Source organism: Planktothrix prolifica NIVA-CYA 540 (assembly GCF_963864145.1).
Classification (GTDB): domain Bacteria; phylum Cyanobacteriota; class Cyanobacteriia; order Cyanobacteriales; family Microcoleaceae; genus Planktothrix; species Planktothrix agardhii.
On the sequence record NZ_CAWLTW010000001.1, the window covers coordinates 3,786,462 to 3,811,320 of the forward strand.

4 protein-coding genes are annotated in these 24,859 nt (G+C 40.4%); all 4 read right to left on the minus strand.

Annotation, left to right across the window (positions count from 1 at the left end; all coding sequences use genetic code 11):
• Positions 1–21: 21 nt before the first annotated feature.
• Complete coding sequence (locus tag AC559H_RS16770) at positions 22–6,456, minus strand: non-ribosomal peptide synthetase (protein WP_026795537.1); 6,435 nt, start codon at positions 6,454–6,456, stop codon at positions 22–24.
• 13 nt (positions 6,457–6,469) lie between these two features.
• Positions 6,470–14,920: a non-ribosomal peptide synthetase gene (locus tag AC559H_RS16775; RefSeq protein WP_036832336.1), complete on the minus strand. Its 8,451-nt coding sequence runs from the start codon at positions 14,918–14,920 to the stop codon at positions 6,470–6,472.
• 52 nt (positions 14,921–14,972) lie between these two features.
• The gene (locus AC559H_RS16780) at positions 14,973–16,727 is read right to left on the minus strand and encodes an ABC transporter ATP-binding protein/permease (RefSeq protein WP_026787624.1); all 1,755 of its coding nucleotides are present in this window, start codon (positions 16,725–16,727) and stop codon (positions 14,973–14,975) included.
• A 100-nt stretch (positions 16,728–16,827) separates the two neighbouring features.
• Entirely contained in the window at positions 16,828–24,753 is a 7,926-nt protein-coding gene (locus AC559H_RS16785; RefSeq protein ID WP_026795535.1) for a type I polyketide synthase, read from the minus strand.
• Positions 24,754–24,859: the final 106 nt, after the last annotated feature.

The window sequence follows — 24,859 nt, forward strand, 5'->3', positions numbered from 1 at the left end:
TAATAGTGTCTGATAAATTGCTCATTTTGTTTGTCGTGATTGAATTAAAATCGCTTGTTCTTTTAATATATTATGAGTGAAAATTTCGCGTAATCGTAGTGAAACTCCAAATTGATTACGGATTTGGGACACTAATCGCATGGCTTTTAAACTATTTCCTCCGAGTTCAAAAAATGACTGATTATTGTCACTTACTTCTATTTCTAATAATTCACCCCAAACCAAGGCTAATAAAGCCTCTTGTTGATTAAACCCAGTTGGTTGACTAATTGATTGGGTAATATTTCCTTCGGGTTTTGGTAAGGCTAGGCGATGAATTTTGCCATTAGGTAACAACGGAAAAGATTCTAATTGAATTAAAAAAGTTGGCTGCATATAAGTCGGTAACACTTGTTTTAGTTTTTGGCTGATTTGTTCACGATTTACAGTATTATTGCCTTGATAATAGGCAATTACTGTTACTAATTCTTCTTTTTTATCCGCGATTACCAGTGCTTTTTGGACACCATCAATGGCGGCAACGGCATCTTCAATTTCTCCTAACTCAATCCTTACCCCATTCAATTTTATTTGGTTATCACTACGTCGTCCTATTACCTCTAAAGTTAGGTCGGGGAGCAATCGTCCCAAGTCTCCGGTACGATAAACTAAATCATTCCCATTATTCAAAGGATTGGGAACAAAAACTGAATTTGTTAAGATTTCATCTTGATAATAACCTTTGGTTAAATAAGGCGATTTAACAAAAATTTCTCCAACTTCTCCTATGGCACAGGGACGATTTTCGTCAATAACTGCGAATGCAGCATCGGGCAATGTTTTTCCCCCAGGTACTCGCGCATAGGAAATATTATTAGGTTTTGGTATTCGATAAAAATGTTTAATAAAAGTTGTTTCACTGGCTCCATAAATATTGACAAATTCTGTCTGATTGCCAAAAACTTCATGCCATGCACACAATTCTTTGACAAATAATGGTTCTCCTCCTAACACTAATACCTGTAAATTTTTGAGTAATTGATTAGCATTAGGTAAATTACGACCAATATTTAAAAATAGACGCATTACCGATGGTACGGTATGCAGTAAGTTAATCTGCCATTCTCCCAACCGTAGTAGCAAACGCTCCAAATCTTCCCTGTCTATACTATCAGGAATATAAAGAGTTCCTCCTGAACATAAAGTAACCAGAGTTTCCCTCAGATAAGGATCAAAGTTAATTTGAGCTATCTGCAAACAACGCCAGTTATGATTAATTCCAAATTCAATTTTTTCCCAATTTATGAAGTGACGTAAGCTACCATGACTTCCTAAGATGGCTTTAGGTTCACCCGTTGAACCGGAAGTAAATATAATATAGTTAGCATCATCAGCATCGGGCATTAATAAAGCTTTTCTATGGTTATTTTCTACGATAGGAAACTCTTGATATTTTGTTCCATCCCATTCATAATACTGCTGGATTTCTTGATGATTAACAACCAATAAATTAGGCGGTTTTGCTAATACTAATAATCGAGGTTTAATTATCTCTAAATTTTCTGCGGCTATCAGGATTATGGCGGGGGAAGTTTTAATAATCATGCGTTGCCAACGTTCTTCTGGTTCATCTAAACGCAGAGGTAAATAAATTCCTCCCGCTTTAAATACCGCCAGCATTGCTATTACCTGACGGTAATCTCCTTCTAAACTAACGCCACAAATGCTCTCTTTCTCAATGCCTAAATTGTTTAAGTTATTTGCCCAAATATCTGTTAATTGATCCAATTCTTGATAGCTTAATTGTTTAGTTAATCCGTCTTCTGTATAAACAAGAGCAGGGAGATGACTCTGGATTCGGACTTGATCGGCAAAATCATCAAGAACAGTACGAATTTCAAGGCGAGGGATAGGACGAATAAAGTCTTCTATGAAAGCGGTTTCTGAATCCGAAAGAAGAGAAATTTTGCCGATGGGTTGCTCTGGATTGGCTAACATTGCTGTCAACAATTTATCAAAATGAAGCAGACATTTTTCCATTCGTTCTTTTTGGAAAAGGTCGGTATTATAAATTAAATCTAATCTGATATTTTCTTGATTTTCACTAAAAACAAAGGATAAATCAAATTTGCTGGTGGGAGTGAGGGAATCTAAAGATTGAATATTGAGAGTTTCTATGGTTGGAGTTTGATCAAAGTTTTGTAATAAAACTAGAACATCAAAGAGGGGAGTTCGGTTGATTTCACGCGAGATATTCAGGTCTTCTAATAACCGATCAAAGGGATAGTCACTGTGGGCTAGAGCCTCGCTGACAGTTTGACGTATCTTACTCAGACAATCCTGATAACCTTGGTCTGGATCAAGGCGATCGCGGAGGATTAAAGTATTCAAAAATAAACCAATTAATTCTTGTAACTGAGGATGATTGCGAGTAGCAATTTCTGTACCAATACTAATATCTTGCTGACCACTATAGCGATAAAGCAGGACTTTGACGGCGGCAACTAGAGCCATAAACAAAGTGCTTTTACTGTCTTGACAAACTTTGCGTAGTTGCAGATTAATCTCTGTTGGCAATATCCAACTCAGATGGGAACCGTTATAACTTTTAAGGGGCGATCGCAAAAAATCCGTCGGTAAATGAACGCGGGGAATTTGTCCGTTATCTAATTTTTGTCGCCAATAATCTAAATTTTTGTTTTGATCTTTTTGTTTTAACTGGTTATTTTGCCAAGCCGCATAGTCCCTATATTGAATGGGTAATGGCTCTACGGTTGGCTCTAATTCCTGTCTAAGAGCTTGGTAATATCCTAAACATTCCTTAGCCAATAAATTCATTGACCAGCCATCACAAATAATATGATGAATTTCCAGAAATAAAATATAGCTCTGAGGTGATAATTGATAAAGAGAAGATCGTAATAAAGGGTCTTTTTCTAAGTCAAAGGGTTTTCTTTGCTCTTGAAGAATCTCTAAGATACGACTTTCGGCATTAAATTCCTCTGTCCAATCTTCAAATACCAAAGAAAAAGGACGATGGAGCAAAACTTTTTGCTGAGGTTCCCCATCAGTCAAGACAAAAGCGGTTCGTAGGGATTCATGGCGATCTATCAATAATTGCATCGCTTGTTTAAACTTATCTGGGGCAAATTCTCCTGTTAATTTTAGGATAGAGGTAATATGATAGGCTACATTATTTAAGTCCATTTGTTGTAAAACAAAGAACCGTTTTTGGGCGTGGGATGTGGCAACTTTTACCTGGTCAGGAATGTGAGGAATGGGCAATATTGCCAAATTTTCCTCGTTTTTTGTTTCCGTTAATAAACTGGCTTGTTCTGCGATCGTGGGGTGGGAAAAGACTTGTTTAATAGCAAAGGCAATGCCCATTTTTTCCTGAATTTTACTCACTAAGGTAATGGCTTTCAGACTGTGACCCCCCAATTCAAAAAAGTTATCATTAATGCCTATTTTGGCTAAGGATAAAACTTCTTGCCAGATATTGACTAAAATTGTTTCAGTTGGATTACGAGGAGCAACATAGACAGATTCTACCAAAGCTGTTTCATTGGGCTGGGGTAATTTTTTCAGATCAACTTTGCCATTGGCATTTAAAGGAAACTCTGGCAAAATTACGAAAGCCGACGGAATCATATAGGCGGGTAATTTTGGCTGGAGAAACTGTCGCAATTCTTTAGGTGTTAATGCTTGATTTTGACTATCAACATAAGCCACTAAACGCTGATTGTCTTCGCTATCTGTTTGTATAATTACCACACTTTGATTAATTTGGGGATGGCTGTCTAGAATTGTCTGAATTTCTCCTAATTCAATGCGTAATCCTCGTAGCTTAACTTGATTATCAATCCGTCCCAGATACTCAATATTGCCATCGGCAAGATAGCGGACTAAGTCACCTGTTTTATACAATTTACCTTGACCAAAAGGATTAGGAATAAATTTTTCAGCCGTTAACTCAAGCTGATTAAGATAACCCCTCGCTAACGGTATGCCGCCAATATGTAATTCGCCCACAATGCCAACAGGAACAGGTTGTAAATGACGATCAAGAATGTATATTTGGGTATTAGCAATGGGACGACCAATCGCAATAGCGGGATCATCGGTTCGCGGTGGACATTGCCAGCAGGTCGCATCAACGGAGGTTTCTGTGGGCCCATAAAGGTTATGTAGTTCACAGTTAAAATGCTGAAAAAACTGCTGCATTAATTCAGAGGAAAGAGCTTCACCTCCACAAAAAACTCGCTTGAGATAACGGCAATTTTCTAGATTGGGTTGTTGTAGTAAAAGTCGCAGCAGAGAAGGAACAAAAAAGACTTGACTGACTTTTTTTTCTATCATTAACTGGATTAAGTAAGCGAGGTCTTTAGTCCCTTCTGGTTTAGGAATGATCAGAGCCATGCCACTGCTTAATGACCAGAATATATCCAACACTGAAGCGTCAAAAGCTAGAGAAGAAATTTGTAAAAGCCGATCGCGGTTTGTCGTAGGATAGCTGTCTTTAGCGCGTAGGATATTATTGCAAATACCCTGATGAAGATTCATCACCCCTTTGGGTTTGCCAGTGGAACCTGATGTATAGATCAGATAGGCTAAATTTTCTGATTGGACAGAACTGCTTGGATTTTCTCTGCTGTAATTTTCTAAGATCAACCAATCGCTATCTAAACAGAATGATTCTATCTTCAAGGTGTCTAAATCTTCCCTCAAATTGGTAACTAAAGATTGCTGGGTCAGCAAAATCGAAACTGCTGAATCTGTCAGCATATAATCAAGGCGATCGCGGGGATAAGTAGGGTCTAAAGGAACATAGGCTCCCCCAGCTTTTAAGATGGCGAGAATCCCAATAATTGCCTCAAGGGAACGCTCAAAATAAATTCCGACTAAGACTTCAGGTTTAACCCCTTTTTCTTGCAAATAATGAGCTAATTGATTGGCTCGTTCGTTTAAGGCTTGGTAGGTTAATTCTTGCCCTTCAAAAATGACAGCGATCGCCTCTGGAGTTTTAAGAACTTGTTCTTCAACGAGGTGATGTAAACACTGATGTTGGGGATAATCAACCGCCGTATCATTCCATTCAACTAATAATTGATGGCGTTCGGCTGCTGTTAATAGGGGAAGTTGTCCTAAAGATTGCTGAGGATTCTGGGCGATCGCGGTTAATAGGGTTTCTAAATGACCAGTTAGGCGGATTATACTTTCATGGGTAAAATGGCTGACATCGTAACTAAATTGGAATTGTAAGGCTTGTTTGGGAATAACCGCGACGGTTAGGGGATAATTCGTTTCTTCAAAATCTATGACCCCGCTCACCGATAGCTGTTGCGGGGAGTCGGTCAGCCGCTCCTCCCTGGGATAATTTTCAAAGATAACTAAACTTTCAAACAAAGGTAGCCCTGGGAGAACATCACTCAGCCTTTGGATTTCTGCCAGGGAACTATAGGCGTAGTCCTGAATTTCTGCTTGTTTTTGCTGTAATTCTTCTAACCAAGGCAAAATAGTCTCTGATTCTGGAACAGTCACCCGCAGGGGTAGGGTATTAATAAATAACCCCACCATTTTTTCAATGCCCGACAAGCTGGCAGGACGACCCGAAACGGTAATGCCAAAGAGGACTTCAGATTCACCACTATAGCGACTGAGAAGGATGGCCCAGGCGGCTTGTATTAGGGTGGAGAGGGTTAGATTTTGTTGCTGTGCCAGGGTTTGAAGTTTCTCGGTTAACCCAGGGGATAGGGATAAATCTACGGATTGATAGACGGGCTTGCTTTGAGGTTCTACTAAAATAGAACGAGTAATGCCTAAGTTTGTCGGTGTAGTAAAATTCTTCAGCGATCGCCGCCAAAAGTTTTCTGCAAGGGACTGGTCTTGTTGTTGTAGCCAAACAATATAGTCTTCGTAGGGACGAGCAGGGGAAAGATAGGGGTTTTGCTCCTGGCAGAGAGCTTGATAAATTTGTAAAACTTCCCCATAAATAATGGCTCCGCTCCAACCATCCAACAAAATATGATGACGATTCCAGAGAAAATGATAGCTTTGTTGCGATAGCTGTATTAAATGGCAACGCATCAAAGGAGCTTGGTTGAGAGCAAACCCCCTTTGACGTTCATCTTTGAGCAATGCGTCTAGTTGCTGCTGTTGTTCCCTGGGCGATAGAGGTTGCCAATCAGAATAATTCCAGGGTAAATCTACCTGTTTACGAACAATCTGTAGCGTTTTTTGACGTTTCTCCCAAAGAAAGAGAGTTCTGAGTACGGCGTGTCGTTCTACTACCTTTTCCCAGGCCTGTTTAAAAGCCCCAAGGTTAAGTTCTCCGTTAAGGGTGATTAGGGTTTGGCTACAGTAAGTGCCTGAGTCGGGGGCATAGAGACTATGAAAGAGCATCCCCTCCTGCATGGGAGAAAGGGGGTAAATAGCGGCGACATTTTTATGACTCGCTTTAGATTGTTCGGCTACCATCTATAAAATTTCCCTAATCAAGTTCTGCTAAAATTTCGTCTAATTCCTGTTGATTTAAGTTGGCAACGGGAAAATCAGAAGGGGTAAAACCGCCCACTACAGGCGATAAACAATAATCAATCAACTTTAACAAGGCCGACAGATAATTATCAGCTAATCCGACCACTGTTGCTTTGTCATGGATGTGACGAGCATAACTCCAGATTATCTCTAATTGACCCCCTATCACCCTGGCATTAATTTCCAACCAATGACTGGGAGCGTCGGCTGAACCATGATTGGCTCCTTTGGATTCGGGGGCTAATTGCCAAGGGGTTGCCTGGGATTGTCCCCCATCAAACTGTCCGAGATAGTTGAAAATAATATCGCGTTTTGGCAATGCCGCCATCTGAGTGCGAACATTGGCATCGGGGCTGAGATAACGCAAAATGCCATAGCCAATACCGTGATTAGGAATCATTCTTAACTGTTCTTTGATGGATTTAAGGCTTTCTCCAGGGTGATTGCTGTCAGGCAGTTGGAGAATCACGGGAAAAAGACTGGTAAACCAACCCACCGTGCGAGAAACATCCACTTCTGCCAATCCCTCTTCCCGTCCATGACCTTCTAAATCCAGCAGGATGGTAGAATTGCCCGTCCAGGCTGTCAAAGTTTGCGCCAGAGCCGTTAACAATACATCGTTAATTTGGGTATTAAAGACCGAGGGGACTTGTTGTAAAAGGGCGCGGGTTTTTTCTACATTGAGTGTTACCGTGATCTCTGCCACCTCGGCGACGGGATGGGAGCGTTTTTCTGGCGGATGAATGAGAGGTAACGGCATTACGGTTGACCAGGGCTGGTTTAGCCAATAGGACAATTCCTTTTGCAAAGTCTGCTCCTGGGCAGAGGTCGTTAATAGGAGAGCCCAATCGCGGAAGGCTAGGGTTTTGGGTGGTAGTTGAACTGTTTTTTGATTTTCTAATTGTTGGTAAGCCGTCCATAAGTCTTCCAGTAAAACTCTCCAGGAAACCCCATCTACGACGAGATGATGATGAATGATCAGTAAGCGATTTCCCTGCTGGCCGCCTAATTGAAAGAGAACAACCCTCATTAGCTTTCCCTCTGCCAGATTGAAACTGGCCTGCTGCTCCGTCGCGATCGCCTCTAGGCGTTGGAACTGTTGGTCAGGAGCAATGCTTGAGAGATCAATCACAGCCAAAGGAACGGTCTCGGTAATTTCTCCGTGATCTTGTTGCCATTGTCCTTGCTTTAAGTTAAACCGTAACCGAAGCGCGTCATGGTGTTGGAGTAGGTGACTGAGGGCTTGGGAGAGTAAAGTGGGTTGAGTCTGGGCAGGAACGTTTAACAAAACCGATTGATTAAAGTGGTGAGAATCAGATCGATTTTGCTCAAAAAACCACTTTTGAATCGGTGTTAAAGGTACTTCACCCGTGACTAAACCCTGGTGGGTTAAAGTCCTAGAGAAGTTAGGTGTATCCCCGATAGAATCTATGTCACAACAGGCTGCTAGTTCCGCCAGGCTGGGATATCGAAAAATCTGTCGCGGTGTGATTTTGAGGCCAGCTTGACGGGCTTGGGCCACGACTTGCAGACTGAGAATCGAATCCCCTCCCAATTCAAAAAAGCGATCGCCGCGACCTACTTGTTGAATGCCTAGAACGTTCTGCCAAATGGTCGCCAAAATCTGCTCCTGGGCCGTTTGGGGAGCCGCAAAATCCCCATTAGGAATTAACTCCATTTCAGGTCGGGGTAATGCAGGGCGATTAACTTTGCCATTGGGGGTTAAGGGGAAACTTTCTAAAGGCACAAAAAACCCAGGAATCATATAATCAGGCAATTGCTGTTCTAGGAAACGGCGTAAATCTTGGGTCGTGAGAGTGGAGTTTTCGCTGACAACGTAAGCCACTAATTTTGCCCCCCCCACTAGATCTTCCCGTCGCAATACCACCGCCTGTTTTACCCCAGGGCAATTTTCTAAAACCACCTCAATTTCTCCCAACTCGATACGGAAACCGCGCAGTTTGATTTGATAATCACTGCGACCGAGAAATTCTAAATTGCCATCGGGACGGTAACGGGCCAAATCTCCTGTTTTATAAAGCTTGGGCGAAGGACTTAGACCTTGATGCTTTTGAAGGGGAGAATGAAACGGATTGGCAATGAATTTTTCGGCTGTTAATTCGGGACGATGGAGGTAGCCCCGCGCTAGACCCGCACCCCCCAGATAGAGTTCACCGATAGTTCCCAGGGGAACGGGCTGATGCGCCTCGTTCAGCAGATAGACCTGACTATGGGCAATGGGACGACCGATACTGGGTTGGGTCGTCGCGCCTTTTTCTATGCAACTGAAGGTGGAATAGGTTGTGTCTTCTGAGGGGCCGTAGAGGTTATAAACCCGTTCAATCTGGGGGAGTTGATAAAGTTTTTGTACAAGTAAGTTGGATAGGGGTTCCCCTGCTAAATTGACTGTTCGCACACTCTGGGGAATCGCTTCTAGGGCTAAAAGTTGGGCGATCGCTGTGGGTACAGTATTAATTAAGGTCACTTCGGTCGCCGCCGCGAGGTTGGGTAAAGCAAGGGCATTGTCGGCCAAAATCACTGCACCCCCGACGGTCAAGGGTAAAAATAACTCAAATACCGAGAGGTCAAAACAAACCGAAGTGGAGGCTAAAACCCCTGCCAATTCCTCAAAGCTAAACACGGTTCGCGCCCAATCCAGTAGGGTGACGGTACTGCGATGTTCAATGACGACTCCCTTGGGTTTACCAGTTGAACCAGAAGTATAAATTACATATACCGAGTTAGAGGAACTGACTGGACTCTTAGGATTGGTTTTAGGCTGTTGGGCAATAATCGCCGCGTCTCTGTCCAACACCACCCGATCGCCTGAGTAGTGGGATAGGTGGCTCAGTAAAGTCTGTTGGGTCAGCAACACAGGAACTTGGGAGTCTGTCAAAATCAGTTCTAGTCGTTCCGTCGGATAGTGGGGATCGAGGGGAACATAGGCTCCTCCTGCTTTTAAAATGCCTAGAAGTCCCACCACCAGAGATAAAGACCGCTCCAGACAAATTCCCACTAAACTTTCCGATTCCACTCCCTGGTTTTGCAGATAGTGGGCGACTTGATTGGCCTGTTCATTTAACTGGCGATAGGTTAAGCGTTCCTGATTCCAAACAATAGCGACAGCATCGGGACTGCGTTCAACTTGGATTTCAAATAATTGATGAACGCATTGTTGGGGCGGTAAGTCGGTTTGAGTACGATTCCAGTCCCACAAAATTTGTGCTTGTTCTTCGTCGGACAATAAACAAAGGTCTTGAAAGGATTGGGAAGGGTTTTGGGCGATCGCGGTTAGCACTTTTTGGTAGTACCCCGCCATTCGCTCCATTTGTGCTTGTCCCAGGCGATCGCCGTCATACTTGAGCGTTAACTCCACCTCCCCCGATAGCGGATGCAGACTAAAATTCGTCAGTAGAGTGAAATTGGTTTGATTAAAAAACTTACCATCTAACACTTCCAAGTCCTGCACCCCGATAATGGCTTGGTAAATGTGAAAATGAACAAAATTAAAAGCCGTATCAAATAACGGTTGACCACCCAATCTTTTTTGTAACTCCGCTAAGGGATAACGTCGCCAGGCCAGACTATCCCGTTCCGTTGCAAAAACTTGTCGTACTAAGTCTAACCAGGTTCCACCCGTTAGCTGTAACCGCAGAGGCAAAGTATTGAGAAAAAGCCCTAAAACCCTTTCCCCATCAGTTTCTTCCAATCGGCCATTAGACACTAAACCTGTCAGTACATCTGTTTGATTATTGAGTAAGCTTAAGACCCGCAAATGAGCCGCCAATAAAACACTTTTGAGGGGAACCCCCGCTTTTTTTCCTAACCGTTTTAAGCCCTGGGAAACCTCCGTTGGAATCGGCACTAACCAATCCCAATTTTTGTTTTTTTGACTAGCATCTGGCCATTCAGGTAAGGGAGTAATAGTGAGGTCTTCTAATTGCTTTTGCCAATAGTCTTGACAGGGTTGGGATTTTAAAATGGTTTGCTCTAGAGCCACAAAATCCCGAAAATTAATCGTTGGCGGAGCCGCTAACGGTAAAATATTTTGACCCAACCGATACAAATATTGTTGCAACAATTCTGTCAGCAAAGAAGCCACACTCCAACCATCTAAAATAGAGTGGTGAAAACTCAACGTTAAATTAAAGGTTTCTGTACTGCGAAGATGGATATGAAAACGTAGTAAAGGCGGAACTTGCCAATCAAAGGGATGGCTTTTTTCCCTTTCAATCCAGTCATCTAGGGCGGCTTCTTGTTCTAGGCTAGTGAGGGAACTCAGATCCGCTAAGGCTAAGGGAATCTCTACTTGTTGGTGGACTAGCTGGAGAGGTTCGGCATAGTCGGTGAGGGCAAAACTTGTTCGTAAAATGCCATGACGAGCAGCAATTTCTTGGATAGTCTGGTGTAAAACTGTATAATTAAAAACAGTGCGAATATGGTAGGTAAAAACGTCGTGGTAAACAGGCACATTTCCTTGATATTCACTGTGGAAGATCATGCCTAATTGTAGGGCCGTTAGGGGATAAGCATCTTCAATATCTGGAGGTAAACTGAGACGTTGGGCCGCAGAAATTAGACTAAAAACTTCTGTTTTTTGGGACGTTACGGGATTTAATTCACGACTGACTAAATGGGCTAATTCCTGAATCGTTTGATGTTGTAATAATTCAGGTAAAGAAAACTCAAAACCCATTGTTCGAGCCTTAGCAATGACCTGAATGCCTCGAATGGAATCACCGCCTAATTCAAAGAAGTTATCGTGAATGCCGATCTGTTCTAACCCCAAAATTTCAGCCCAAATTAAAGCCAACATTTCTTCAATTGGAGTACAGGGAGCAACAAAAGTATCGGTTAGTTCCAGGCGAATTTGTTCAGGAGACGGTAAGGCTCGACGATCCAGTTTGCCATTAGGCGTTAGGGGAATTTCTGCTAACAGCACAAAGGCATTGGGTATCATGTACTCTGGTAGGCGAGTTTCCAGGTAACTACGAAGTTGGGGGATGAGTTGACGGTTTAATTGAGGTTGGAGCGGATGGTTGGCGTATTGTTGCCAGTCTTGGTGAGTCTTTGATAAGTTAGTAAGCTTTGCCCGATGAGGCTTTCGTCTTTGCTCCTTCACAAAAATCGCGTCGTAGTGGTTTAACGTTTGACTATCAGCATAGGTCAGGAGCAGAGAGTAGCCAAAGGTTTCGGCCAGTTGGTCAAGCTCGGTTTCTGGGTTAGGAAGGACAAGCTTTTGCAAACTTGACTGCAAAGTTTCGACGGTTTGAACGTCCTGGGGATGTTTGAAAAATTCTAGGATGGTTAAAGGAGCCACCAATTTAAGATTAGTCAGCCCTTTAATGCCAACGACTGGGGGTTGAGTTTTCTCTAGTAAATGGGACAATTCAGGGATGGTGAAAGCTTCTTGGGCTAACCATGTTTCTGATTGCTCGACTTCTGCTTTGGTGTTGATCTGAAGAACGACGTTATAGCGGAATTGGGTTAACTCATTCTCGTACTGACTGCGGGGTAATTGAATGTCCACCTGGGTAATTTGGGGAAAACGCTGTTGCAGTGCTGTAAAGAAGGCGGGATCAATGAGCAGTTCCTGTTCCTGAGCAATCTGTCGCTCTACTCGTTTTTGCCATTGATCGACGGAGATATCTGGGTCAGCTTTGGTCAGTTCCACTGAAGCATGGAAGGCTGCTAAGAGTTTTAGGTTGCGGACATCTCCGAGAAAAATACGACCCCCAGGTGCGATCGCCGCGATCGCCTTTTCGAGAACTTTAACAAGATAGTCAATATGGGGAAAATACTGGACGACGGAATTAAGAATAATTGTGTCAAAGGCTTCGGCTTCTAAGCCTTCAAAATCGTCCGCAGGGCGTTGCAATAAGTTAACCTGCTCGGCTAAATCTAACTTCGATTCCCCTAAGTGATGCCGAATCAAATCGAGTCCCACCACAGAAATATCGGTTCCCCAATAGCGATCGCAGTGGGGAGCCACTTGAAATAGGATCAGTCCCGTTCCACAACCAATTTCCAAAACCCGTTGCGGTCGGTGGGCCAGAATCGTTGCTGTTTTATCCTTAAGCCATTCATCCATTTCGGCAGCGGGAATGGGTTCTCCTGTATAACTACTGTTCCAACCGACGGTATTAAATAGGGGATTTGAGTCCTCAACACTTTGGCGATAGGTCTGGTTATAAAGGGTTTGCCACTGCCCGATTTGTTCATCAAAGAAATGGGGTTCCTGTTCTGGGGACAGGTGTTGCCTAGTTTGAGATTGACTAACCACATAGGCAATCAGGGTTTGGCTACCCGTTTCCGTCTGATGGGCCAACACAACGGATTGGCAGACATCGGGATGTTGACCAAGAATAGTTTCAATTTCGCCCAATTCAATCCGAAAACCCCGAATTTTAACCTGATGATCCAACCGTCCCAAAAATTCAATATTGCCATCGGGGAGATACCGGGCTAAATCTCCCGTTTTATAAAGTCGGGGCGAGATGGTCGAACCTTGCTCTTTTTGAAGGGAAGGATAAAATGGATTGGCAATAAACTTTTCCGCCGTCAATTCAGGACGATTGAAATAACCCCGGGCCAATTGCACACCGCCAATGTGTAACTCCCCCACCACGCCGATGGGAACGGGCTGGAGATCGGCATTAAGAAGATAAATTTGGGTATTGGCGACAGGGCGACCAATGGGAACGACCTCTCTTTTCCAATTCGGTGAGCAAGCCCAATAGGTGACATCAATAGCCGCTTCCGTTGGGCCATAAAGATTATGAAGTTCACAGTTGAAACGTTCAAAAAAACGTTGGCTTAGATCATTAGGTAAAGCCTCGCCACTACAAATCACCCGTTTTAAACTCTGACACTTTTCTAGATCCGCTTCTTGTAACAGTACCCGCAGCATTGAGGGGACAAAATGTAGGGTTGTAATTTGTTGATCTTGAATGAGTTTAATTAAATAAACACTGTCCTTATGACCTTCGGGTTTGGCTACCACCAGTCTCGCCCCTGTTAATAACGGCCAAAAGAATTCCCAGACCGAAACATCAAAACTAAAGGGGGTTTTTTGAAGAATGCGATCGCCCTGGGTTAATGGATAGGTATCCTGCATCCACAGCAAACGATTGACAACGCCTCGATGGCAATTCATCGCGCCTTTGGGTTGTCCCGTTGAACCCGATGTATAGATAACATAGGCTAAATTCTCTACCGTAACCCCACTCTCAAAATTGTCTGGATTTTCCTTTGCAATGAGATCCCAATCACTATCTAAGCAGATAATTTTAGCTAGATTAGCCGGTAACAAGGATGTAAGAGATTGACTTGTGAGTAATATTTTGACTTGGGTATCTGCTAATAGATAGGTGAGGCGTTCCTGGGGATAATGGGGATCAATCGGGACGTAGGCTCCCCCCGCTTTTAAAATGGCTAATAACCCTACGACTAATTCTAGGGAACGCTCCAAGCAAATACCCACTAAAGTATCTGGTTTAACTCCTAATTTTTGGAGATTATGGGCTAATTGGTTGCCACGATTATTCAATTCCTGGTAAGTTAGGGATTCATTTTCATAGACTACTGCGATGGCATTGGGAGTGCGTTTTGCTTGTTCTTCAAATAACTGATGAATACATTTATCGGCTGGATATTCAGTTTGGGTATTATTCCATTTTATCAATAATTGCTCCCGTTCACCAGGGGTAAGGATATCTATTTCTCTCAACTCCACATCGGGATTAATCGTTACAATTTCCAGAATTTGTAGAAAATGTCCTAGCATCCTTTGAACAAAATCTTCCTGAAAAGTATCTGGGGAAAAAGTAACAGAAACGGAACTATCGGTTGCCTCAATTTCAAAAACTAATTGAAATTTGTTCAATAAAGAACTGTGGCTAGAAAATCCCCCTTGAATCACTACAATATCAAAAATGGTTTCGAGATTTCCGCCTCTGGCCAAAAACGTTTCTATTAGACTATTTAGATCATAATTTTGATGGCGGTATCCCTCTTGAAGATGACTGCGAGTGATTTTAAGTAAATCCTTAAATGATTTCAAGTTTTGTTGATTGAATCGGCAAAAAATTAAGCTATCAGATGTTTCTATATTTAAGGCTCCCGTTGCTAAAACAAATTCTTCTTGGGCCGTGTATTTTAAGATTAAAAATTGAATAGCTGCTAGGTATAAAGCTAACTTGTTAACCAAATTTTTGGCAGTTAAATTGTATATCTGGTCGCGTAAATTGATAGATATAGGAGCAATTATTTTGTCTTTATGTTCGGTTTTATTTTGACTTATACTATTAAATAAAGGTGTGACTGGCTGGATTTCTCGAAGTTGCCGAATTTGGTAATCTGTGGCAACAAGATGGGTTTCCGTAACTTCTCTAAACTTTTCCATAAATAGTATTTTTGGTTTAAGAGGGTGAAATTCAAAAAGGCGAGATCAAACCTTAATGTTTGAGAGTTTGATAATCAGAGATAGAAGCAAGTCGCCAACTAGAATCTTCTGAAAGTTCTAAAACCCATTGATGATAGTTAAACAAACTTTCTCGATGTCCTACACTGATAAACGTTGTTTGGGTTTGTTGCAACTGTTGATACAAAAGTTCTTCATTTTTCAAGTCCAAAGCACTGGTGGCTTCATCTAAAATAACATAGCTGGGATGGGTAACTAACAATCGGGCAAAAGCTAGGCGTTGTTGTTCTCCTAATGATAATATATTTTCCCAAGGCACTTCCGCATCAAAGCTATCAACTTTTGTCACCACATTTTGAAGATTAACTTGTTGTAAAATCCCTTCCAGTTCGGAATCACTCATTTGACGATTATTTTTAGGATAAAGTAACTGTTCTCGTAAGGTTCCTAAAATTATATAAGGACGTTGTGGTAAAAACAGAAATTGTTCTAAGGAAGGCCGAATTAATCGACCAGTTCCAGCATTCCACAAACCAGCAATTGCCCTTAATAAAGAACTTTTACCCCGACCACTGGGGCCAACAATTAATAAACCTTCTCCTGGTGCAATAGATAATGATAAATTTTTGACAATTACCTTTTCATAATCGGGTGTTTGTAGGGTAACATCCTCAAAAGTAATATGGTTTTTTTCGATAGTTTTTATGGTACTAACATCGGTTGGTTGTTGAGTAACAACTTCTAAGGCTTGCGAAAATTCAGATAAACGGTCAACATAACTAGAAAACCGTCCAGAAGACCCAAATTCATTGATTAATTCACTAAAACCATTAGCAAACATACTGCAAGCGATAATAGCTTGGTTAACTTGTCCGAAATCAATTTCCCCGCGAATATAGGCGGGAGCGAAGACGATAAATGGAAATATTTGGATAATAGACCGATAGCCTCTGCTAAAAAGGTCTTGATTTCTCTCCCAATCAGTTTTGCTTAGAGAACTTTTTAACAAATTATTAAATCGGCGATAAATAATGTTTAATTCTTGATTTTCACCTTGAAAAAAAGCAATAGATTCAGCATGATTCCGAACATGAGTTAAGCCGTAAGCATAGTTAGCTTTAGATTCAAGTTCCTCTTGAGTAATCCTATCTAATTCTTTACTTAAATTTAGGGCAATTAAATTACCGATGATTGTATAGGCCAGCAAAATAGCTGCGGCTAGTTTAGAAATCGACAAAAGAATAATTAAAAAAGTCGTCATTTCTAGGACTTTTTCTAACAAGGTAGTGGCAAAATTGAGAGCATTTCTGGCAATGGGTTCGATTTCTTGAGCCAGACGTTGATCCGGGTTATCAACATCCGATCTAAAATTGATTTTATAATAGGCGCGATTACTCAGATATTTTTCTAAAATCTGCTGATTAAGCCATTCATACCAATTAAGAGCAATTCTTTTTTTGACAAATTTAGAAAATGCTATAAATAAGGTAATTAACAACAGCCCCAAACCGTAAAGTGATACAAGCGTAAAAAATTTAGAAGTATCTTTATCCTGAATAATAACATCGACTAAATAGCGATTAACAAAGCTATTAGCTGCATTGGCAGCCACAAGTCCAATAATTAATAATACCAGAAGAATCAGCATTCCCCAGGAACGGATTACTTCTGAAAAACTTCGTCCTTTGGGGTCTGTTGGATACCAATAAGATCCAGAAATAACTTTTAAAGCATCCCAAAATTTATTAAAATTAGCTAAGGGTTGTTGGCTCGAAACTTGAGTTTGCATATTTTACAGATAGAGTAGTTGTCTCGGTGGGAGCGGAGTAGTTTTAATTCAATATCTTGAAAGTGGTTGACAATTTCCAGCATATTACAATTTGGCTGATTTAATCACTTAAAAAGTCCTCCAATTCAGAAAGTTCTCGCAAAATTAAATCTGCATCGACATCCTGCTGAACTTCTGTAGAATCAACAGTGGTCTGCACTATTGTCTGAACTTGCCAACCTAAAACCTGCTGAATCAGATAATCAACTAATCGTCTAATATTGGGAAAATCAAAAACTAAAGAAGCAGGTAAAGTCACTTCTAATCCTTTTTCTAAACGATTTTTTAATTCGATAGACAACAAAGAATCAATCCCCATTTCTGAGAATCCTTGTTCCGGGTCAGGCATTTGTTTAATTCCTAAAATCATCCCCACTTGTTTGCCAATATATTGAAATAAATGTTCTCGACGTTCTCCTGGTGCTATATCTTCTAAAAGACGGCGTGTAGAACTTGAATCTTGAACAGATTTAATTATATTTTGAGATTGTCCTAATTTTTTCAGAAGGGGTTTATCGCCTTGAAATTCATAGATATTTTTGAAGCGAACCCAATCTACATCAGCAACTAAAATTTGTGTTTGATTAGACTCAATAATAGCATCCATTACAGAAAACGCCCTATCTAGGTCAATTTCCTTCATACCAATCTGTTTAAGCCAATCTTCATAGTCTGGGGAAACAATCCCATTTCCTGCTAATAATGCCCAATTTAAAGTAGTAGCAGGTAATCCTTGAAGATGACGCATAAGAGCTAAAGAATCCATTGAATTACTAACTGCATCATATAAACCTTGTGCTTTGGCTCCCCAAATTGCACCCGCCGAAGAAAATAGCACAAAATAGTCTAATTTAGTTGCTAAAGATAACCGATGTAAATTCCAAGAACCTCGAACTTTTGCTTGAAAAACTATTTCGAGATCAGCAAATGTACATTCGCTTAATTGCGCTTGGCGTCCTGAAACTCCAGCCAGATGAAAAACCCCGCGTAGGGGATAGGCTGTTTTTTCGATTTTGGCCCATATTGCTTGCATCTGCTCAAAATCCCCGACGTCAGCTTGACAAACTTCGACAGATACTCCTTTTTGCTCTAAAATCCTGAGATTTTCCATGATTTCGGCAAATTCTGTGGATATTTCCGAACCCGGGGGAAAGGGGCGGCGGGTGGTCAAAATCAGATGTTTTGCCCCTAAATCAACCAAATGACCAGCCAGGGCCAAACCGAGATGACCAATACCTCCGGTAATCAAATAGGTCGCTTCAGCTTGAATAGTCAATGGTTTTGTCGGTGGAGATGTCGATGGGACTAGACGCCCCAGATAGGCTTGGCCATTGCGGAATAGCAGATGATCTTCGCTGATGGAATGGGTCAATCCTAATAGTAAATCAGCAATATTTTGAGTAATATCGGCGCTGGGGTCAAGATCGATCATTCCTCCCCATAATTCTGGGTTTTCTAAGGAAATAACCCGCCCCAAGGCCCAAAGTGGAGACTGGGTAATAAAAGTGGGCTGTTTGAGTTCAAAGGGTTGACCTCCTTGGGTAACAACAAATAATTTGGGAGAATTAGGGATTTTTTGAATAGCTTGGAGAAGATTTAACAAATAGTGACAGCGATTTAATAAAATAGATTCAGGTTGATCTTGATGATTATCATTCAAAAGATAAATAATTCTATGGGGCGATGGATTTTCCGCAAACCATGCCTTTATTTGTTCTGGTTGATGGGCATTTAAACTATACTCGAATTGTGATAATTTAATCTTGTTTTGTCCTTGATAAATTATCGTACAGGAGCCATAATTTTTGCTTAGTTGCGCTTGAATGAAACGGGGAAGATGATCTTTTTCGGGGTGACTATCGGTAAAAATTAACCAATTTTCTGAAATATTACTGGCTTGTCTAGGATTTTGAGCAATAATAATACTTTGCTGGAATAAAGCACTGCCAATTTTTTGATCGGGAGATACAAATTCCGCTTGAGCAAATCCAGATTTAAGCAGAATAGATTGCCAAGTAGATGCGCTAATAATGGGATGATGGGAGCGTAAATGATCATCGCTAAAACGCCACCAACCTTGGGTAATACCGAAAATCAAATCAATCCATTTAGACTGATGAGTCAGTTCTAGTAATAGTAATTGACCGCCGGGACGCAGTAAACTTTGAATATGAGGTAAGGTTTCTGCTTGTAAATCTCGCGTAGAATGCAAGACATTAGCCGCAATAATTAAATCATAGGAATTGAGGGAAAATCCTTGGGATTTCGGGTCTTTTTCTATGTCGAGAACTTGGTAGTTGATGTTAGGAAATTGAGTAAAATTCTCTCTAGCAGTCTCCAGAAAGAATGGTGAAACATCGGTAAATGTATAGTTAATTTGATCGGACTTACAAGCGTTAAGAACTTGATGGGTAGTTGCTCCGGTTCCGGCGCCAATTTCGAGAATACGGAGGGGTTCGGAGGGTGAATAGTTGGATAATAAAAGTTCAACAGCTTTAGAGATACTCAGGTTGAGAACTTTTGCCCAGGATGTGTTTTTATAAAATTCGGCGGCTCCGATTTTTTCATTTTGAGAAAATAAGATAGATAAAGGCGCAATTTTTCCTGTCAGGATGGCGGCTAAATTAGAAGCAACTCGCTGAAATAGGGTGAGTTCTATTAGAGCATTTGGATATTGATTAATTAAGTTTTCTACTGTTAAATCTGGATGGGATTGTTGCGGTTTATTGATGATTTTCCAGCCAGAATCATGTTCCTCTAAAATGCCTGTTTCTGCTAAGATTTTGAAACAATGACTCCAGAGTAATTTATATTCTGCTTTAATCCCAGCTTGACTAAAACTTTCGTCGGGGGAAAGAAGTGTATTAGGTTGAAAGAGTTCTAAATCTTTTAAGGCTTTAATAATAAAATCTACACTGAGTTTTTCCATTTCAGCAAAAGCTAAAGAAACTCCTGTTAATGATGCGAATTGTATTTGTTTTTCTACATAAACATCTAAATCCGCTTGAATTGTTGCGAGATTTTCTAATTTTTGAGTTACTAAATTATCGGGGAACCATTTTACCTGATAGAGTAGGTTTTCAAAATCAAAATTATTTGTCTGTTGGTGATGAAGTTGAATTAATTGTTGAACAATAGCCGATACCGTTTGTTTTTCTGTTTCGGAATAATTCCCTGTTTCTAAAAGGGTTTGCATCAAGCTCTTAGTATTTTTATTAGATAACATCTTGACCAAACTAGATTCTTGAGTAACCGTTGGTAATTGAGTTTTTAAGGGAATCCAATGGCGGCTTTGTTGAAAAGGATAAGTTGGTAAAGAACATCGGCTACAATGATAATCTTTGTGAAAGCCAAACCAATCAATATTTGAACCACGAACATAAAGTTTACCCAGACTTTCTAATAGGACTTCCCAATCAGAAAATCCTGAGCGCAAACTTGGTAATATTAGGGGGTTAGATGAAGATATTGATGATTGAATAATACCTAAAAGAATGGGTTGGGGGCCGATTTCAATAAAAGTATCACATCCTAGGGATTGGAGAGACAAAACTCCTTGATGAAATTGTACGGTATCTAATAGGTGTTGCAGCCAATATTCGGAAGTAATAATACTATCATCGGCAATTTCTCCCGTTAGGTTAGAGATTAGGGGAATTTGGGGTTGAGCAAAAGTAATTTCCTGTAGAATAGTTTTGAATTGTTCACAAATTGGCTCTATTAAGGGGGAGTGAAAGGCATGGGAAACTTTGAGTTGGCGAACTTTAATTCCTATATTATTAAAGTGTTCACAAAGTTGTTGAATTGATTTTTTATCCCCTGAAATAACGGTATGTTGATCGGTATTAATGGCAGCGATCGCAATTTTTATTCCCTGATTTTGGCACTGTTCAAGAACTGATTTTTGATCTAGGAAAATAGCGGCCATTGCTCCTTGATTATCAGGAAATTGACCGATAAGACGACCTCGATTGATCACCAGTTTTAAGCCACTTTCAAGATCAAAAACCCCAGCAAAACAAGCAGCAGCATATTCTCCTAAACTGTGTCCTAAAATAGCGATCGGTTCAATTCCCCAAGACTGCCATAATTGAGCTAAAGCAACTTCAATTATAAATAAAGCGGGCTGGGTATAGGAGGTTTGAGTTAAGATTTCATCGGAATTAGCAAATATAATTTCTAGTAAGGATTTACCTGTTAGTTTTTGATAGATGCTTTCCCCTTGCTCTAAGGTTTGCCGAAAAGTAGGTTGAGTTTGATAAAGTTGATGCGCCATTCCCGCATATTGAGAACCTTGTCCTGTGAACAAAAAGGCAATTTTTGGCGGTTGCTTTTCATCAACTTGACCCTGAATAATTAACCCTTGATCTAGTTGTCCAAACTGACGTAATTTCGTGATAAAATCGCTGTTTTCGGAGCCTATTACTGCTAAACGATTTGAGAAGTGAACTCGACCCGTATTAGCGGTAAAAACGACATCAGAAATATCAGTTTCGGGGTGATTTTCCCAAAATTCTACATAGCTATTGGCTAAATCTTTTAAAGCCTGTGGGGTTCTAGCAGAAATTGTGAGTAAATGAATCGGCTGTTTAGTTTGATTTTGTTGGGGAATAATCGTAGGAGCTTCTTCTAGGATAATATGAGCATTAACCCCTCCAATTCCTAGGGAATTAACCCCCGCCCGTCGAGGCAATTCTTGTCCATTTTGTTGTTTAGTTTTCCAAGGTATGGCTTCAGTATTAATATAAAAAGGAGTCTTAGAAAAATCAATTTGAGGATTGGGATTTTGGAAATGTAATGTCGGGGGAATAATTTGATGTTTGAGGGCTAAAGTTGCTTTAATTAAACCCACAATACCGGAGGCAATTTGCATATGTCCGATATTTGTTTTGACCGAACCTAAAGCACATTCTCCCTGATTTGCCGCACCATAAGCTTTAGCTAAAGCATCAACTTCGATGGGGTCTCCCAGGGTTGTTCCTGTACCATGAGCTTCGATAAAACTAATCGTATTTGCATCAACACCAGCAAAGGCTAAGGCTTCGGCTGCCACTGAAATTTGACCTTCTCCTCCGGGGGCAGTGAATCCCAATTTTGTCCCCCCATCATTATTAATAGCAGAGCCTTTAATAACGGCATAAATTTGATCATTATCGGCTAAAGCATCTGGTAATCTTTTTAGTAAAACCACCCCGACTCCACTTCCAAAAATAGTTCCTTGGGCTTGAGAATCAAAGGCACGACAATGCCCATCGTTGGAAAGAATTAAACCTTCTTGATATAAATAACCAATTTTTTGTGGCGAGTTAATTGAAGCGGCTCCCGCTAAAGCCATGTCACTTTCTCCATTAATTAGACTCTGACAAGCCAGATGGACTACGACTAATCCTGTAGAACAAGCTGTTTGAATATTAATACTTGGCCCGCGTAAGTTTAGTTTATAAGAAATTCTTGTGGTTAAATAATCTTTGTCATTAGCTACCATTGTTTGAAACCCTCCCATTGAATCTAATGTGAAGGGTTGTAATTCATCATTACTATCTAATTGGCCGCGATTTGGATAGCAATTATTAATTAAATATGTGTTCATACTTGCCCCGGCAAATATGCCAATTGCTCCTTGATAGGAGTTAGGATTATAACCCGCGTTTTCTAAACATTCCCAACTCGATTGTAGGAGTAAACGTTGTTGAGGATCAAGCAATTCTGCTTCTCGGTTTGTATAGCCAAAAAATTCGCTATCAAAATATTCAACTTGGTCGATAATTGGTCTGGCTCTAATATAATTAGGCTGATTAAATAGTTCAGGAGAAACCCCCGATTCTAATAGCTCCTCCTCAGTAAAGAAAGAGATGGTTTCGACTCCATTTTGCAGATTTTCCCAGAAAGTTGTGAGATTGTTGGCGCCAGGAAATCGTCCAGCCATGCCAATAATTGCAATATCATGGGTTTCCTGTTGACTACGGGAGCGATCTTCGGCCCGTTGACGGCTTTTTTGTTGCGTTGCTGGGGTGGAATTTGATTCTTTACTTAAGAAACGGGCTAAGGTGGCAACGGTGGAATTTTTAAACATTTCAGCTATAGGTAACTGACGATTAAAAAGTTTTTCTAGTTGGTTATGTACTCGAATTAAGTGTAGAGAATGTCCCCCTAGTTCAAAAAAGTTATCGTTTAAACCCACGGAAGTTAATTGTAAAACTTCACACCAAACTGTTGCTATTTGGCGTTCATTTTCCGATTGGGGTAAGCTGCGGTTTTTCTGGCGATCGCTCTCTAAATATTGATTAATTTCTTGAATCCGACTAGCAAATAATCCCTGTTCAAAATCTTTTTTTAATTTTGATTTTTGGACTTTACCAATAGAGGTTTTGGGAACTAAATTAGTCTCTAAAGGAATCACATAAGCTGGAGCAATTCCGACTTTTTGAGTTAAATGACTGCGAATTTTTCTAACGACTTTTACCCATTGCTCAAAATGTTCTGATTCTGGACTAAAAATAATAATTAATAAGTCAGTCTCTTGGATTTGATCAAAGAGGGCGAATACTGCCGTATAGGAAACATTTACTCCCTCTAATTCTTCTATTAATGTTTCAATTTCATGGGCAAAGTAATTAATTCCATTAATAATAATTTCTTGTTTTTCTCTCCCTGTGATAAAGAGTTCTCCATCCAATAAATAGGCTAAATCTCCTGTGGTAAACCAACCTTCATCCTGAAAAACTTCTTGATTCAGTTCGGGATTGTGATAATATTCTTTAGTGACAGATTTTCCTTTAATTTGAAGTCGTCCAATCTTGGCTTCTGGTAAAACATTATTCTCTTGATCGACAATGCGAATAGTAGCCCCTGGAATTGGCTTTCCCAGAGAAATAATAATGTTTTCTTCTGTTAGTTTATCTTGGCTTAAACCAACAGACCAAGTAATTCCAGAACAGGATTCTGTCATCCCAAATGCTGGTTTAATGGCTCTATCTGGTAATTGATGTTTTTCGAGAATTTCTAAAAATAGGCGGATAGTTTTAATAGAAACTTGCTCTCCAGCATTGACTAAAAATTTCATGGAGGAGAGATTATAAGAAGATTGATTAAGTTGTTCAGACTGTTGATTAATTAAGGAAAATGCAAAGTTAGGAGCCCAAGAAATAGTCGCTTGATGGTTTTGAATTAGCTCTAACCATTTCAGGGGTTGACGTAAAATTAATTCCATCGGAACATGGATTTGATCACAAGCTAAATCCACCGCCATAATTCCTAAAAAGACGATGGCTCCTGCATGGTCTAAGGGCATCCAATTCAGGGTAACTTCTTGTTGGCTAAAGTTATTCATTGCCACTGTTCCAGCAGACATGGATAACAGATTATTATGAGTTAACATCACCCCTTTTGGCATCCCTGTACTGCCAGAAGTAAATAGTAATAAGGCTTGATTTTCTGGGGTAAGATCAGGTAATAAATAACATTTTTTAGGTGTTTTATCGGGTTGGGAATTTGATTGAGATTCTATAGATCTTAGATAATCAATTGAGACTACTTGCAATCCTTTCAGATGAGATTGAGTTTCTAATTTTTGGATTTCAGTAATTAATTCATTATCGGATAAAATTAATGGTTGTTCTAAAATTTTCCAGACATTTTCCAGTTTTTTAACTGCCGAGTTTTCTAGCTCATAATGAGGGGCAACGGTCAGAGGTACCGGAATAATTCCTCCTAAAAAACAAGCCCAGAGTGCGGGAATAAAATCTTTATTTTTAGCAATTTGTAAGATAACTTTATCTCCCAACTTGATCCCACGCTGATCAAGCCCATCTAAAATATTGAGAGCATCATTATATAAATCTTGATAAGTCTGAAAATATTCGGTTACATCATTTCCAATATAGGTAATTCCCTGATTTTCATATTTAGCAGCATTGGCTAAGACTGCTGAAAGTGTCCGCCAATTATCTTTTAATTGCCCTCCAGAACTGATTGAATGCTTAAACATTTTTCCTTCCTATGTTTTTCCATAAAATTGAGTTTACCATAGTATCACCCTGCCGTACAGAGGAACGGACTTGATTTTAATTCATAAATTTATTTGATAAATTCGA

Excerpts from the sequence above, each read along its gene's own strand:
- AC559H_RS16780 (WP_026787624.1), bottom strand. The coding sequence starts at position 16,727 with ATGCAAACTCAAGTTTCGAGCCAACAACCCTTAGCTAATTTTAATAAA.
- AC559H_RS16770 (WP_026795537.1), bottom strand. The coding sequence starts at position 6,456 with ATGGTAGCCGAACAATCTAAAGCGAGTCATAAAAATGTCGCCGCTATT.
- AC559H_RS16775 (WP_036832336.1), bottom strand. The coding sequence starts at position 14,920 with ATGGAAAAGTTTAGAGAAGTTACGGAAACCCATCTTGTTGCCACAGAT.
- AC559H_RS16785 (WP_026795535.1), bottom strand. The coding sequence starts at position 24,753 with ATGTTTAAGCATTCAATCAGTTCTGGAGGGCAATTAAAAGATAATTGG.